Origin of the sequence: Caulobacter rhizosphaerae (assembly GCF_010977555.1) — a bacterium.
Taxonomy (GTDB): Bacteria; Pseudomonadota; Alphaproteobacteria; order Caulobacterales; family Caulobacteraceae; genus Caulobacter; species Caulobacter rhizosphaerae.
Genome location: NZ_CP048815.1, coordinates 3,686,748 through 3,702,307, shown reverse-complemented (window position 1 = coordinate 3,702,307; position 15,560 = coordinate 3,686,748). Strand labels below are relative to the sequence as shown.

Below are 15,560 nucleotides of genomic sequence, written 5' to 3'. Positions count from 1 at the left end.
CCTCCTTCGCGATCCTCCTGTCACGGGAAGATCGCGGGGGAGGCGTTCGACGTTCTGGGCGTCCGGCGCCGGGCGTTGCATAGTCCGGCGTGGCAGTGGGAGGGCGTGGCTTGGACAATCGCATTCGCAAGATCGTCATCGTCGGCGGCGGAACCGCCGGCTGGATGGCGGCGGCGGCGTTCAGCAAGCTGCTGGGCAAGGATTTCGTCGAAACCGTGCTGATCGAGTCCGATCAGATCGCCACGGTCGGCGTGGGCGAGGCCACTATCCCGCCCATCCGGCATTTCAATGAAAGGCTGGGCCTGGACGAGGTCGACTTCGTTCGCCAGACCCAGGCCACCTTCAAGCTCGGGATCGAGTTCCAGGACTGGGGAACGATCGGCCACCGCTTTTTTCACGCCTTCGGCGACTTCGGGGCCGACATCGAGGCGATCGGCGCGCACCATTACTGGCGCAAGCTGCAGGAGCAGGGCGAGCGGTTTGCGCTCGAAGACCTGTCGATGCCGACCCAGGCGGCCTACCGCAACAAGTTCGTGCCGCCCAATCCCGACCCTCGGTCGGTGATGCATGACTACGCCTACGCCTTTCAGTTCGACGCCGCGCTGTACGCTCGCTACCTGAGGGGGTACGCGCAGGAGCGAGGCGTCACGCGGATCGAGGGACGCATCGTCGACGTCCAGCTGCGCGGGACCGACGGCTTCATCGAGGCCGTGGTCCTGGAGGGCGGCGCCCGCGTCGAGGGCGACCTGTTCATCGACTGCTCGGGGTTCCGCGGGCTGCTGATCGAAGGCGCGCTGGAGACCGGCTATGAAGACTGGTCCCATTGGCTGCCCTGCGACCGCGCGATCGCGGCGGGTTGCGGTTCGGGCGGCGACGGCCTGACGCCCTACACCCGCACGACCGCCCGCCCGGCGGGCTGGCGCTGGCGCATCCCGTTGCAGCACCGCACCGGCAACGGCTATGTCCACTGCAGCCAGTTCGTCAGCGAGGACGAGGCGGTCGCCGACCTGCTGTCCAGTCTCGACGGCCCGCTGATCGGCCAGCCCCAGACCATCCGTTTCACGCCGGGCCGCCGACTCAAGGCCTGGAGCAGGAACTGCGTCGCCATGGGCCTGGCCAGCGGCTTCATCGAGCCCCTGGAATCGACCTCGATCAACCTCATCCAGACGGCGATCGGCCGGCTCCTGGACTTCTTCCCGAACAAGGACTTCGACCCGGTCCTGATCGACGAGTTCAATCGCCTGTCGCAGCAGGAGATGGAGCACGTCCGCGACTTCATCATCCTGCACTACAAGCTGACCGAGCGCACGGACAGCGGGCTGTGGGACTATTGCCGCGCCATGGCGATCCCCGACGAGCTGGCCCACAGGCTCGCACTGTTCCAGCGCACGGGCCGCCTAGTGACCCATGACGACGACGGCTTCGCGCCGCCCAGCTGGCTGGCGATTTTCCACGGCCTTAAGGTCGTGCCGGATCGCTATGATCCGCTGGTCGACCGGATGAGCGTGGAGGAGATCCGCGCGGTGCTGGACGCTCGGCGCGCTGCCATCCTGCGGGCCGCCGAGGCCATGCCGGGCCAGCAAGCCTTCATCGACAAGTTCTGCCGGGCCGAGCTCCCGGCCGCCTGAGCAAAGGACAAGTCCGCGTGACCGACAATCGCATCCGCAAGATCGTCATCGTGGGCGGCGGCACGGCCGGCTGGATGGCGGCGGCGGGCCTGTCGCGCGTGCTGCGCGAGCATCAGCCCCAACCGCTCAAGGTCGAGATCCAGCTGATCGAGTCTGAAGAGATCGGCACGGTCGGGGTAGGGGAGGCGACCATTCCGCCCCTGATCCTGTTCAACCAGTTCCTCGGGGTGAACGAGGACGAGTTCGTCCGCGCCACCCAGGCGACCTTCAAGCTGGGCATCGAGTTCGTCGACTGGACCCGGCTGAACCATCGCTACCTCCACCCGTTCGGCCGCTATGGCGCCGACCTCGCCAGCAGCGCCTTTCATCACTACTGGCTGAAGCTGAGAAGCCTGGGCGATCCCAGCGATTTTGGCGACTATTCGCTGCCGACCCTGGCTGCGGGACTGCGCCGCTTCGATCGGCCGACGGCGAACTCGGCGTCGATCATGTCGACCTATTCCTACGCGTTCCATTTCGACGCCGGGCTCTACGCCAGGTTCCTGCGCGGATACGCCGAGGCGCGGGGCGTCCAGCGCGTGGAGGGCAAGATCGTCGACGTCGCCCTGCGTGGCGGCGACGGCTTCATTCAGTCGGTCACCCTGGCCGACGGCCGGGTGGTGGACGGCGACCTGTTCATCGACTGCTCGGGCTTCCGGGGGCTGCTGATCGAACAGGCCCTGAAGAGCGGCTATGACGACTGGTCCAACTGGCTGCCGTGCGACCGGGCGGTGGCGGTCCAGAGCGAGAGCGTCGAGGACCTGACGCCCTTCACCCGCGCCACCGCCCATCCCGCCGGCTGGCAGTGGCGCATCCCGCTGCAGCACCGCGTCGGCAACGGCTATGTCTATTCCAGTCCGTTCATCAGCGACGACGAGGCCGCCGCGACCCTGCTGCGCGGGCTGGACGGCGAGCCCTGCGTCGATCCCCGCTTCCTGAGGTTCACCGCCGGGCGCCGGCGCCGGTACTGGAACAAGAACTGTGTCGCCCTGGGGCTGGCCAGCGGGTTCATGGAGCCGCTGGAATCGACCAGCATCCACCTGATCCAGACGGGGATCACCAAGCTGATCCAGCTGTTCCCGGACCGGAGCTTCAGCCCCGTGCTGCTGGACGAGTACAACCGCCTGACCGACCAGGAATACGAGAAGATCCGGGACTTCCTGGTGCTGCACTACCATGCCAACGAGCGCACCGACTCGCCGCTCTGGCGGCAGGTGCGCGAAATGCCGATCCCCGACAGCCTGGCGCACAAGATGGAACTGTTCCGGGAGACCGGACGGCTGGCGTCCATGGGGCAGGACCTGTTCCAGGAGCCCAGCTGGCTGGCCGTGCTGATCGGCCAGAACGTGATGCCGCGGGCGTACGATCCCCTCGTCGACCTGATGGACGCGGGCGTGGTGGAAAAGAACCTCAGGGCGATGAGAATCGCGATGCGCCAGGCCGCGGAGGCCATGCCGTCGCACCGGGATTTCATCGGCGCTCATTGCGCGGCGCCGGACCTTTCGCCACGGTAGAAATGACTCCCGGCGTCAGGAAAGCCTTGCTAGGGAATTGTCCTACTTATACGAATGATAGCGCTAACAACAGGTCTGCGACGAGGTCCCGACCTCTGGAACGCTGACGACGCGGGAGGTGACATTTGGCCAGACGGATCTGGAATTTTGATCGGCTGCGGCTTGGAGCGGCCGGTGCGATGGCGTTCCTGGTCCTGGCCGGCCCGCCCGCTGGCGCCGCCGACCTGCCCAGGCTGGTCGAGAAGGACGGCCGCCACGCCCTGATGGTCGACGGCGCGCCGTTCCTGATGCTGGGCGTCCAGGCCAACAACGCCGCCAACTATCCCTCGCAACTGCCCAAGGTGTGGCCGGCCGTAAAGGCGATGCACGCCAACACCTTGGAGATTCCGGTCGCTTGGGAGCAGATCGAGCCGACCGAGGGCAAGTTCGACTTCTCCTATGTGGACGTGTTGCTCAAGCAGGCCCGCGACAACGACGTGAAGCTGGTGCTGCTGTGGTTCGGGACCTGGAAGAACAACGGCCCGCAATACGCGCCTGAATGGGTCAAGCTGGACAACAAGCGCTTCCCGCGGGTTGTCAACGCCAAGGGCGAGGTCAAGAACTCGCTGTCGCCGCACTTCCCCGCCACGCTGGAGGCCGACAAGAAGGCCTTCGTCGCCCTGATGCGCCACCTGAAGGCGGCCGATCCGGATCATACGGTGATCATGATCCAGCCCGAGAACGAGACCGGCACCTACAGCGCGATCCGCGACTATTCCCCCACCGCCCAGAAGCTGTTCGAAGGCCCCGTGCCCGCCCAGCTGGTCAAGGCCATGGGCAAGACGCCGGGAACCTGGCAGGCGGTGTTCGGCAAGGACGCCGACGAGTTCTTCCACGCCTGGTCGATCGGCCGGTTCGTTGACGAGGTCGCCGCGGCCGGCAAGCGCGAGCTGCCGCTGCCGATGTACGTCAATGCCGCCCTGCGCGACCCCTTCAAGTACCAGGACCCGTTCACCTATTCGTCAGGCGGGCCGACCTGGAACGTGCTGGAGGTCTGGAAGGCCGCCGCGCCGTCGATCGACGCCTTGGCCCCCGACATCTACATGCGCGAGAGCGCTAGCGTCCGGAAGACGCTGGAGCAGTACGGTCGGGCCGACAACGCCCTGTTCGTGCCCGAGATCGGCAGCGACAAGGCCTATGCCCGCTATGTCTACGACGTGCTGGGCCGCCACGGGATCGGCTTCTCGCCGTTCGGCCTCGACTACACCGGCTATTCCAATTACCCGCTCGGCGCCAAGCAGGTAGACGCCGAGACGCTGGAGAACTTCGGCGTCCACTATCGTCTGCTGGCGCCCATGGCCCGCGAATGGGCCAGGCTGTCGTTCACCAGCGACGTCTGGGGCGTGGGCGAGGCCGACGACCGCAAGGCCGAGACCCTGAAGCTGGGGGACCGCTGGACCGCCACGGTCTCGTACGGCGAATGGCAGTTCGGCTCGATCGAGGCCCCCTGGATGTCCAAGGCCGAGAAGCAGCCGAACCGCGAGATCCCGGACGGCGGCGCCCTGATCGCCCGGCTGTCGGCCAACGAGTTCCTGGTCACCGGCTATCGCGCCCGCGTCACCTTCGGCTCGGCCAAGGACGAGCGGTTCATGCTGGCCCGGGTCGAGGAAGGTCACTTCGAGAACGGCCAGTGGGTGTTCGACCGCGTGTGGAACGGCGACCAGAGCGACTACGGCCTGAACCTCACCACCCTGCCGCAGGTGCTGAAGGTCAAGCTGGCCACCTACTGACGTCCGTCACTCAAACGCCGATCCCGGGATCCACCCGGATCGGCGGCGATAAAAATCAAAGATTCTAGGGGAAGAACGATGCGCATGCTGCCCAAGGCCCTGTTCGCCGGCCTCACGCTCACCCTCCTGGCCTCGACCAGCGCGTTCGCGCTGGACGGCGCCTTCGAGAAGACCGCCGACGGGGTGGTCGTGACCCCCGCCTCGGGGCCCGCCAAGAAGGTGCGGCTGCAGGTGATGGGCGAGCGCATCATCCACGTCACGGCGACGCCGACCGAAAGCCTCGACACGCCGCCGAGCCTGATGGTGACGGCCAAGCCGGGCGGCGCGTTCACCGTGACGGAGGCGGGCGGCAAGGTGGTGGTTAAGGCCGGCAAGGCCTCGGCCGAGGTCTCGCTGGCCGACGGCCAGGTCAGCTTCCGCGACGCGGCCGGCAAGCTGGTCCTGGCCGAGAACGGTCGGCGTCCGTTCAAGACCGAAACCATCGACGGCAAGACCTTCTACAGCGTCAGTCAGCAGTTCAATCCGGGCACGGACGAGGCCTTCTACGGCCTGGGCCAGCACCAGAACGGCCAGATGAACTACAATGGCCAGGACGTCGAATTGGCCCAGTACAACCGCGACATCGCCGTGCCGTTCGTGCTGTCGACCCGCAACTACGGCCTGTTGTGGGAGAACAACGGCATCACCCGGTTCGGCGATCCGACGCCCTATGACGTGGCCTCGCGCGACCTGAAGATCTTCGACGCGGCCGGCAAGGCGGGCGGCTTCACGGCCAAGTACTACGTCAACGGCGCGCTGAAGCTGACCCGGACGGAAAAGGACATCGACTACCGCTTCCTGAAGGACCTGCCCAACTGGCCGGCCGAACTGACCGGTCCGGACAAGAAGCCGGTCAAGGGCGCCACCGTGGTCTGGGAAGGCTCGGTCGAGCCCTCGGTCAGCGGCGTCCAGAAGTTCAAGCTCTACTCGTCCAGCTACGCCAAGGTCTATGTCGACGGCAAGCTGACGATCGACCGGTGGCGGCAGAACTGGAACCCATGGTTCCACAACTTCACCGCCCCCATGAAGGCCGGGACCCGCCACAAGATCCGCGTCGAGTGGGATCCCAACGAGGGCTATATCGGCCTGCTGCACAACAACCCGATCCCGGCGGCCGACCAGCAGTCGCTGACCATGACCTCGGACGTCGCCCATGCGGTGGACTACTACTTCGTGGCGGGCGGCGACCTGGACCAGGTGGTGAGCGGCTATCGCGACCTGACCGGCAAGGCCGTGGCCCTGCCGCGCTGGGCCTACGGCTTCTGGCAGAGCCGCCAGCGCTACGAGACCCAGGACCAGATCGTCGGGGTCCTCAAGGAATACCGCGACCGCAAGCTGCCGATCGACAACGTGGTCATGGACTGGCGCTACTGGAAGGACGACGCCTGGGGCAGCCACAAGTTCGACGAGACCCGCTTCGCCGACCCCAAGAAGATGGTCGACGACATCCACGGGATGAACGGCCACATCATGATCTCGATCTGGCCGAAGTTCTATCCGACGACGGAGCACTTCAAGGAGCTGGACGCCAAGGGCTTCATGTACAAGCGCAACATCGAGCAGGGCGCGCTGGACTGGGTGGGGCCGGGCTATCTGAACTCGTTCTATGACCCCTACGCCAAGGAGGCGCGCGACATCTACTGGCGCCAGGTCAAGGAGAGCCTCAAAGGCTTCGGCATCGACGCCTGGTGGATGGACAGCGACGAGCCGGACATGCACTCCAACCTCGACATCCCCGAGCGCACCCTGCGCATGGGGCCCACGGCGATCGGGCCGGGCGCGGAGTTCTACAACTCCTATCCGCTGATCCATACCCAGGGCGTGTTCGAGGGCGAGCGCGCGCTGGACCCCGACAAGCGCAGCTTCATCCTGTCGCGCTCGGGCTTCGGCGGCATCCAGCGCAACGGCGTGGCCCTGTGGAGCGGCGACGTGGTCGCGCGCTGGGACGACCTGAAGGACCAGATCTCGGCCGGGGTGAACCTGTCGATGTCGGGCGTTCCCAACTGGACCACCGACATCGGCGGCTTCTCGGTCGAGGATCGCTACACCAACAAGGACCCGGCGCACTGGGCCGAATGGCAGGAGCTGAACCTGCGCTGGTTCCAGTTCGGCGCCTTTAGCCCGCTGTTCCGCAGCCACGGCGAGTTCCCGTACCGCGAGATCTACAACCTCGCCGACGAGGGCACCGACATCTACAAGGCGCTGGCCTGGTACGACGAGCTCCGCTACCGGCTGATGCCCTATGTCTACACCCTGGCCGCCGACACCTATCAGCGCGACGGGATCATGATGCGCGGGCTGGTGATGGACTTCCCATCCGACACCACCGCGCGCGCCGTCAATGACGAGTACCTGTTCGGCAAGGCGTTCCTGGTCGCCCCGGTGACGCAGTTCAAGGCGCGCTCGCGGTCGGTCTACCTGCCGGCGGGGGCGAGCTGGTACGACTTCGAGACCGGCAAGGCGTTCAAGGGCGGCCAGGCCATCAAGGCCGACGCCCCGCTGTCGCGCATGCCGCTGTTTGTGAAGGCCGGCTCGATCGTGCCGACCACGGTGGTCCAGCAATATGTCGGCGAGCAGCCCGACGCCCCGCTGACGGTGGTGGTCTACACCGGGGCCGACGGCAAGTTCGAGCTCTACGAGGACGACGGCCTCAGCAACGGCTACGCCCGTGGCGCCTGGAGCCGGATCCCGATGAGCTTCGATAACGCCACCGGCCGTCTGACGATCGGCGCGCGCTCGGGATCGTTCAAGGGCATGGTTGAGAACCGAACGATCAAGGTTCGCTTCATCGGTTCCGGCGCCAAGCCGGTCGACTTCGACGCCGTGGACGAAACCGTGGCCTACAGCGGCCAACCGGTGGTGGTGACGCGGAAGAAGTAGGGCGTTCGATCCAAGCGTCTCGAAGCCCCGGTCCCAAGAGGGCCGGGGCTTTCGCCCCCATGTGCACATGCGCGCAAGTATGATATCATCTGTGATGTGAGATGTGTGCTCGACACCAATGTCGTGGTCGCCGCCATGCGCAGTCCGAGTGGAGCGTCGGCGGCGCTGTTGCGCGTGGCGCGCCGCGGTGAGCTGCGGCTGTTGGCCAATGTCGCCCTGGCGCTTGAGTGCGAGGCGATCTGCGGCCTCGACGAGCATCGGTGGGTCGCGGGGCTGACGGAGGACCAAGTGGATGTCTTCCTGGCCGCCGTGATCGCGATGGCCGAACCGGTCGAGAGCCATTTCTTCTGGCGGCCGCAGTTGCGTGATCCCGCCGATGAATTCGTGCTGGAGGCGGCGGTCAATGGTCAGGCCGACGCCATCGTCACATTCAATGTCCGAGACTTCGGCGCCGCGCCCCAGCGGTTCGGAGTCGAGGTCTGGAAGCCGCTCGAAGCCTTGAGGAGACTCACGCCATGAAGGCGCGCCAAAGCACCTATCCCCTTCGTCTTCCGACGTCGGTGCGGGCCGAGGTCGAACGCCGGGCCAAGGCTGAAGGCACGAGTGTCAACCAGTTCGTGGCGACGGCCGTGGCGGAGAAGTTGGCGGTCATGAACACCGCGGCTTTCTTCGCCGAGCGGCGATCGAAGGCTGATTTCGCCGCCTTCGACCAGATCATGTCGCGGCCCGGCGGCGCCGAGCCGGATGACGACGACCGCTTGCCTTAAGCCTGAACCACCAGCTTGCGCGTGATCAGCTCGGCCGCGTTGACGCGTTCACCGCCGGGCTGCATCACCTCTAGGTGCACGTGGTCGGTGATGCCGGGATAGTGGCCCTGCAGGCTCTGGTCGGCGCCGATCGTCTCGCCCAGGCGCACCGTCTGGCCCACCTCGACGCTGGGCTTCACGTAGAAGGCGCGGGCGACGTAACCCAGCGCCGGATTGGTGATCTCGACGAAGGTCAGGCTGTTGTCGCCGCCATAGGCGTAGCCGATCTTGGTCACATAGCCGGACATCGGGGCCTTCACGTCCTGGCCGGCCGTGGCCACGTAGTCGACGCCTTCGTGGCTGCGCGAGCCGCCGTCGCGGCGGGCGCCGAACTGGCCGTCGCCGAACTCGTCGTGGCCGCGCGGAACGCCGCCGGTCGGATTGGCGAAGTCGGGCGCGCCGTCGCCGTCGATGTCCGACCCGCTCCAGACCAGCTCCTTGCGAACCGGCTTCTGCGGCTTGGCGGCCATGTCGGCCAGCAGGCGCTGGACCATGGGCGACGGTCCCCGCGCGGTCTTGTGCGGGTTCTCCATCGCCGCCACCACCATCGGAGCGAAGACCAGGGCCAGGCCCAACGCGCCGCGCGCCCAGGGGGCGAGTTTGTGCGGGGCGAGCTTCTTCGCAGCCGGTGCTTGCATTAAATCGTCCTGAAGTTGTTGGTGGGATCGTTTTGGCGGGGTAGGCGTTGAGGTTGGTTAATCGCCAGATAAGGCGAAGACATGGCAAGCCAAGTGCGGCGTGCGGTCGCGCGCGTCCATGGCTATGCTTGAAGCTCTACTGAACGTTGTCAGCAAGTAGTCGGATGCGTAGCCCGCAGAGCGACGCTCAATGCTCTGGTTTGGGCGGTAAGATCAAGCGCCGCAGTCTCGCCTGCGTCGATAAGCACCACGTCCAGTTGGGCGAAGTCTTCGACGTCCTCCAGCAGCACGACCAATGTCGGTCCGTCGGCGATCGGGACGGGATCTCCCCGCCAGGGCTCGACCCGCGCGGTCCAGACGCCGCGGCGGACCATGACATTGAGGTCGCGGATAGGGCCGGCCGTCAGGCGCGCCTCGACAACGGCCTCGCCTGGAAAGACCAAGGGCGCGCTGGGCGCCAGGCGCACAGGCCGGCCGTCGATCTGCAGCACCAGGCCGTCGCCCGCGATCACCGTCAACACCCGGTCGACGCCCGGAAAGGCCGAGAACGGCCCGTCGGCCGCAACGTCGGCCAGGCTGACTCGCCAGTCGAAGGCGTCCAGGCCGGCGCCGGGCGGCCAGGCGGCGACCTCGCGGGTGACGCCGCCGCCGTTCCTCCACGGCGTGGCGATCCGGTCGGCGGCGCGGAGGAGGCGCACTAGAGGATTCCGGGCAGGTCCAGCCCATGCTCGCGGGCGCAGTCCCGGGCGATCTCGTAGCCAGCGTCGGCATGGCGCATGACGCCGCTGGCCGGGTCGTTCCACAGCACCCGCGCGATCCGCCTGGCCGCGGCGTCGGTGCCGTCGCAGACGATGACCATGCCGGCGTGCTGCGAGAAACCCATGCCCACCCCGCCGCCGTGGTGCAGCGACACCCAGGTGGCGCCGGAGGCGGTGTTGAGCAGGGCGTTCAGTAGCGGCCAGTCCGACACCGCGTCCGACCCATCCACCATCCCTTCGGTCTCGCGGTTGGGCGAGGCCACCGAGCCGGAGTCCAGGTGGTCGCGGCCGATCACCACCGGGGCCTTCAGCTCGCCGCTGGCGACCATGGCGTTGAACGCCAGGCCCAGCCGGTGGCGGTCGCCCAGCCCGACCCAGCAGATCCGGGCCGGAAGACCCTGGAACTTGATCTTCTCGGCGGCCATGTCCAGCCAGTGGTGCAGGTGCGGATTGTCGGGGATCAGTTCCTTGACCTTGGCGTCGGTCTTGGCGATGTCCTCCGGATCGCCCGACAGCGCCGCCCAGCGGAACGGCCCGATCCCCCGGCAGAACAGCGGGCGGATATAGGCCGGCACGAAGCCGGGGAAGTCGAAGGCGTTGGTCACGCCTTCCTCCAGAGCCATCTGGCGGATGTTGTTGCCGTAGTCGACGGTGGGCACGCCGGCCGCCTGGAAGTCGAGCATCGCCCTGACGTGCACGGCCATCGAGGCCCGGGCGGCGCGGTTGACGCTCGAAGGCTCGCGCTCCTTGGCCGCCGTCCACTGGTCCAGGGTCCAGCCGGCCGGCAGGTAGCCGTTGATCGGGTCGTGGGCGCTGGTCTGGTCGGTCAGCAGGTCCGGGCGGATCCCGCGCGCGAACATCAAGGGCAGCAGCTCGGCGGCGTTGCCCACCAGGCCCACTGACGTCGGAGTCTTGTTTCGACAGGACTCCTCGATCCAGGCCAGGGCCTCGTCGAGGCTTTCGGTCGCCTTGTCCAGATAGCCGGTGCGCAGGCGCATCTCGATCCGCGAGGGCTGGCATTCGATGGCCAGGCATGAAGCCCCGGCCATCACCGCCGCCAGGGGCTGGGCTCCGCCCATGCCGCCCAGGCCCGCCGTCAGCAGCCACTTGCCCGAAAGGTCGCCGCCATGGTGCTGGCGACCCATCTCGACGAAGGTCTCGTAGGTGCCCTGAACGATGCCCTGGGCGCCGATATAGATCCACGAGCCGGCGGTCATCTGGCCGTACATGGCCAGGCCCTTGCGATCCAGTTCGTTGAAGTGCTCCCAGGTGGCCCAGCGGGGCACCAGGTTGGAGTTGGCGATCAGCACGCGGGGCGCGTCGGCATGGGTCCTGAACACCCCCACCGGCTTGCCCGACTGGACCAGCAGGGTCTCGTCGTCCTCCAGCCGGCGCAGGGTCTCGACGATCTTGTCGTAGCTCTCCCAATCACGCGCGGCGCGGCCGATGCCGCCATAGACCACCAGCTCCTCGGGCCGCTCGGCGACGTCGGGATGCAGGTTGTTCATCAGCATCCGCAGCGGCGCCTCGGTCAGCCAGGATTTGGCGGTGAGCTCGGTCCCGGTGGCGGGGCGGATGACGCGGGTGTTGTCGAGGCGGGTCATGGTGAGGTCTCGGTTGGGGCCGCCCCCGTCCTTCGACACGCTCAGGATGGGGGCTATTGAAGGCATCATTCGGAACCTCACCCCGAGCTTGTCGAAGGACGAGGTTTCGTTGTGGTCAGGCGCTGTTCGCGAACGCCAGGCACGCCTTCAGCACGTCGGCGAGGGCGGTGCGCAGCGGCGCGGCGCGGGCGACCTGGAACGGCGTGGGCCAGGTGTCCGGCGTCAGTTCCGCCGGCTCGTCGATGTAGCCGTGGCAGGCCAGCTCCATCTGCACGGCGTGGACGCCCCGCTCGGGCTGGCCGTAATGACGGGTGATCCAGCCGCCCTTGAACCGGCCATTCGTGACGCGCGACAGGCCGGTGGTGTCGCAGGCGGCTTCGACCGCGCGGGTCAGGCCCGGATCGCAGGCCGCGCCGCTATTGGTGCCGATGTTGAACTGCGGCAGCTCACCGTCGAACAGGCGCGGGGCGCGCGAGCGGATCGAGTGGGCGTCATAGAGCACCACCTTGCCGTGGCGCGCGACCAGCCGGTCGAGCTCGGCCTGGAGGCTGGCGTGGTACGGATCGAAGAAGCTGTCGCGGCGCGCGGCGATCTCGGCGGCGTCCGGGTCCTGGCTAGGGCGATACAGCGGTTCGCCGTCGAAGGTGTCGACCGGGCACAGGCCGGTGGTGGCCTGGCCGGGATACAGCGACACGCCTGACGGGTCGCGGTTGACGTCGATCACCGTGCGCGAGACGCCGGTGCGGACCACGGTGGCGCCCAGGCCGTCGGCGAAGGCGTAGAGTTGTTCGAGCCACCAGTCGGCGTCCTTGCGCGCCAGCCAGGGTGAGACCAGCCGCGCCTCGATGTCGGCCGGGATGATCGTCCCGGCGTGAGGGATGCTGACGACCAGAGGGGCCTCGCGGCGGGTGACGTGGAGCCAGTCGGCCTGGTTCATGCCGCCGCCTCCGCAACCGCCCTGCGTCCTTCGAGGCTCGCCTGCGGCTCGCACCTCAGGAAGAGGAATTCAGTGGCGTCAAAGCTCCTCATCCTGAGGCGCCCGCGCAGCGGGCCTCGAAGGACGCACCGCGCTTGAGTGCTCACGCCTCCACCCCCGGCAACACGATGGCCGAAGCGGCGGCGATCACCGCCCCCGACCGCACCAGGGCGTTGGCGGCCTCCATGTCCGGGTGGAAGTGGCGGTCGTCCGACAAGTGCGGCACCTGGGCGCGCAGCAGGCTGCGCACGGCCTCCAGCGGGGCGCTCGAGGCCAGCGGCGCGTGGAAGTCGCAGCCTTGCACCGCCGCCAGCAGTTCGATGCCGATCACGGCCTCGGCCGCCTCGACCATGGCCAACAACCGCCGGGCGCCGTGGGCGGCCATCGAGACGTGGTCCTCCTGGTTGGCCGAGGTCGGGATCGAGTCGACGCTGGCCGGATAGGCCTTCTGCTTGTTCTCCGAGACCAGGGCGGCGGCCGTGACCTGCGGGATCATGAAGCCGGAGTTCAGGCCCGGCTTTGGCGTCAGGAAGGCCGGCAGGCCTGAGCAGGCGGGGTCGACCAGCATGGCGATGCGGCGCTCGGCGATCGAGCCGATCTCGCAGACCGCCAGGGCGATCATGTCGGCGGCGAAGGCCACGGGTTCGGCGTGGAAGTTGCCGCCGGACAGGGCCTCGTCGCTCTCCGGGAAGATCAGCGGATTGTCCGAGACGCCGTTGGCCTCGGTGGACAGGGTGACCGCCGCCTGGCGCAGCACGTCCAGGGCCGCCCCCATCACCTGCGGCTGGCAGCGCAGGCAGTAGGGGTCCTGCACGCGCGCGTCGCCCTCGCGGTGCGAGTCGCGGATCGCCGAGCCGGCCATCAGGGCGCGCAGGGCGGCGGCGGTCTCGATCTGGCCAGGCTGGCGGCGCAGCGTGTGGATGCGCGGGTCGAACGGGGTGTCTGAGCCCTTGGCCGCCTCGGTGGAGAGGGCGCCGGTCACCAGGGCCGACTGGAACAGACGCTGGGCGTCGAACAGGGCGGCCAGGGCGTTGGCGGTCGAGAACTGGGTGCCGTTCAGCAGGGCCAGGCCTTCCTTCGGGCCCAGGGTCAGGGGCTTGAGGCCCGCTTCCATCAGGGCCTGGACGGCCGGCAGGCGCTGGTCGCCGACGAAGATCTCGCCGACCCCGATCAGGGTCGCGGCCATGTGGGCCAGCGGCGCCAGGTCGCCCGAGGCGCCGACGGAACCCTGGCACGGTACGACGGGCGTCAGGCCCTGGACCAGCATGGCCTCCAGCAGGTCGGTGGTCGCCGGCCGCACGCCCGAGGCGCCCTGGGCCAGGCTGGCCAGCTTCAGGGCCATCATCAGCCGGATCACCGGGATCGGTGACGGCGCGCCCGTGCCGGCGGCGTGCGACAGCACGATGTTGCGCTGCAGAGCCTCCAGGTCGGCGTCGCCGATGCGGACGCTGGCCAGCTTCCCGAAGCCGGTATTGATCCCGTAGACCGGCGCGCCCTTGGCCAGGATGCGCTCGACGGCGGCGGCGCTCTCGGCGATCCGCGCGGCGGCGCTTCCTGGCAAACGCGCCGGCGCGCCGCGATAGACGGCCTTCCAGTCGGCGAGGCTGACCTCACCGGGGTTGAGAACGACTTCGGTCACGCGATTTCACCCTTCCAGACGCGCGCATGGAGCGGATTGAAGCCCATGCGGTAGACAAGTTCGGCCGGACGCTCGATGTCCCAGACGGCCAGGTCGCAGGCCTTGCCGGCCTCCAGCGTGCCGACGCCGTCGAGGCGGCCCAGCGCCCGCGCGGCCTCGCGCGTGACGCCGGCCAGGCATTCGTCGACGGTCATCCGGAACAGGGTGGCGGCCATGTTCATGGTCAGCAGCAGGCTGGTCAGGGGCGAGGTGCCGGGGTTGCAGTCGGTGGCCAGGGCCAGTGGCACGCCGGCGTCACGCAGGGCCTGGATCGGCGGAAGCTTGGTTTCGCGGACGAAGTAGAAGGCCCCGGGCAGCAGCACCGCCGTCGTGCCGGCGCCGGCCATGGCGGCGATCCCCGCCGCGTCCAGATGTTCCAGGTGATCGGCCGACAGCGCTCCGAACGCGGCGGCCAGGGCCGCGCCGTTCTGGTTCGACAACTGCTCGGCGTGCAGCTTGACCGGCAGGCCATGCTCGCGCGCCGCCTCGAACACCCGGCGGGTCTGGGCCGGCGTGAAGCCGATGCCCTCGCAGAAGGCGTCCACCGCATCGGCCAGCCCCTCGGCGGCGACGGCCGGGATCATCTGGAAGCAGACATGGTCGATATAGTCGTCGGGCGCGTCAGCATACTCGGGCGGCAGGGCGTGGGCGCCGAGGAAGGTGGTGGTCACCGACACGGGGCGGGCGTCGGCCAGGGCGCGGGCGGCCCGCAGGCTCTTGAGCTCGTCGTCCAGCGACAGGCCGTAGCCGGACTTGATCTCGATCGTCGTCAGGCCCTCGGCGATCAGGGCGTCCAGGCGGGGCAGGGCGCCGGCGACCAGCTCCGCCTGCGAGGCGGCGCGGGTGGCCTTCATGGTCGAGACGATGCCGCCGCCCGCCCGGGCGATCTCCTCGTACGACGCGCCGGCCAGCCGCAGCTCGAACTCGTGGGCGCGGTCGCCGCCGAACACCAGGTGGGTGTGGGGATCGATCAGGCCGGGCGTGATCCAGCGGCCTTCGCAGTCGATGGTCTTGGCCGCCTCGAAGGCCGGAGCCTCGGCGGCCGGACCGGCATAGGCGATGCGGCCGTCCAGGGACGCCACGACGCCGTCCTCGACCACGCCCATGCCGGGCTGATCGACGGCGAAAGTGGCCAGGCGGGCCTTGCTCCACACCCGATCGCAGCGCATGGCCTGGGATCTCCCGACGCCGGTCCGGTCTCTTGCCGACGGCTTCAATATGTATAGACATA

The 15,560-nt window shown here is 68.1% G+C and carries 11 protein-coding genes and 2 pseudogenes; 7 read left to right on the top strand and 6 right to left on the bottom strand.

The genetic code is table 11. The features are described 5' to 3' along the window. Positions 1–110 precede the first annotated feature (110 nt). The 6 genes and pseudogenes from G3M57_RS16925 (at position 111) to G3M57_RS16900 (ending at position 8,636) form a co-directional block, all read left to right on the top strand. A complete protein-coding gene (locus tag G3M57_RS16925) occupies positions 111–1,628 on the top strand; it encodes a tryptophan halogenase family protein (protein WP_208789612.1) in 1,518 nt (505 codons plus the stop codon). Positions 1,629–1,645: 17 nt separating this feature from the next. Beyond that, positions 1,646–3,181: a tryptophan halogenase family protein gene (locus tag G3M57_RS16920; RefSeq protein WP_163231881.1), complete on the top strand. Its 1,536-nt coding sequence runs from the start codon at positions 1,646–1,648 to the stop codon at positions 3,179–3,181. Between the two features lie 179 nt (positions 3,182–3,360). Continuing rightward, the gene (locus G3M57_RS16915; RefSeq protein WP_163231879.1) at positions 3,361–4,950 is read left to right on the top strand and encodes a DUF5597 domain-containing protein; all 1,590 of its coding nucleotides are present in this window, start codon (positions 3,361–3,363) and stop codon (positions 4,948–4,950) included. Then, positions 4,851–7,869 (top strand): annotated as a pseudogene (locus G3M57_RS16910) (TIM-barrel domain-containing protein). The gene G3M57_RS16915 and the pseudogene G3M57_RS16910 overlap by 100 nt, the downstream one beginning before the upstream one ends. 105 nt (positions 7,870–7,974) lie before the next feature. Further along, positions 7,975–8,388, top strand: a complete 414-nt coding sequence (locus G3M57_RS16905; protein WP_244322563.1) for a putative toxin-antitoxin system toxin component, PIN family — start codon at positions 7,975–7,977, stop codon at positions 8,386–8,388. Continuing rightward, complete coding sequence (locus G3M57_RS16900) at positions 8,385–8,636, top strand: YlcI/YnfO family protein (RefSeq protein WP_056762680.1); 252 nt, start codon at positions 8,385–8,387, stop codon at positions 8,634–8,636. Before G3M57_RS16905 ends, G3M57_RS16900 begins: the two co-directional genes overlap by 4 nt. Here the strand turns inward: G3M57_RS16900 and G3M57_RS16895 are convergent. The 4 genes from G3M57_RS16895 to hutG form a co-directional block, all read right to left on the bottom strand. Beyond that, positions 8,633–9,313, bottom strand: a complete 681-nt coding sequence (locus G3M57_RS16895) for a M23 family metallopeptidase (protein ID WP_056762678.1) — start codon at positions 9,311–9,313, stop codon at positions 8,633–8,635. The genes G3M57_RS16900 and G3M57_RS16895 overlap by 4 nt on opposite strands. 149 nt (positions 9,314–9,462) lie before the next feature. Continuing rightward, entirely contained in the window at positions 9,463–10,011 is a 549-nt protein-coding gene (locus G3M57_RS16890; RefSeq protein WP_163231875.1) for a HutD/Ves family protein, read from the bottom strand. Then, entirely contained in the window at positions 10,011–11,675 is a 1,665-nt protein-coding gene (gene hutU / locus G3M57_RS16885; RefSeq protein WP_163231873.1) for a urocanate hydratase, read from the bottom strand. Before hutU ends, G3M57_RS16890 begins: the two co-directional genes overlap by 1 nt. Positions 11,676–11,790: 115 nt before the next feature. Further along, positions 11,791–12,612, bottom strand: a complete 822-nt coding sequence (gene hutG / locus G3M57_RS16880; RefSeq protein ID WP_163231871.1) for an N-formylglutamate deformylase — start codon at positions 12,610–12,612, stop codon at positions 11,791–11,793. Positions 12,613–12,653: 41 nt separating this feature from the next. On the opposite strand from hutG, the pseudogene G3M57_RS16875 reads away from it, so the two are divergent. Then, positions 12,654–12,749 (top strand): annotated as a pseudogene (locus tag G3M57_RS16875) (hypothetical protein); the annotation flags it as partial. Between the two features lie 5 nt (positions 12,750–12,754). On the opposite strand, the gene hutH reads toward G3M57_RS16875, so the two are convergent. Continuing rightward, positions 12,755–14,290, bottom strand: coding sequence for a histidine ammonia-lyase (gene hutH, locus G3M57_RS16870; protein WP_163231869.1), 1,536 nt, complete (start codon positions 14,288–14,290; stop codon positions 12,755–12,757). Further along, on the bottom strand, positions 14,287–15,498 hold the full coding sequence (gene hutI / locus G3M57_RS16865) for an imidazolonepropionase (protein ID WP_163231867.1): 1,212 nt from the start codon (positions 15,496–15,498) through the stop codon (positions 14,287–14,289). Before hutI ends, hutH begins: the two co-directional genes overlap by 4 nt. Between the last annotated feature and the right edge of the window lie 62 nt (positions 15,499–15,560).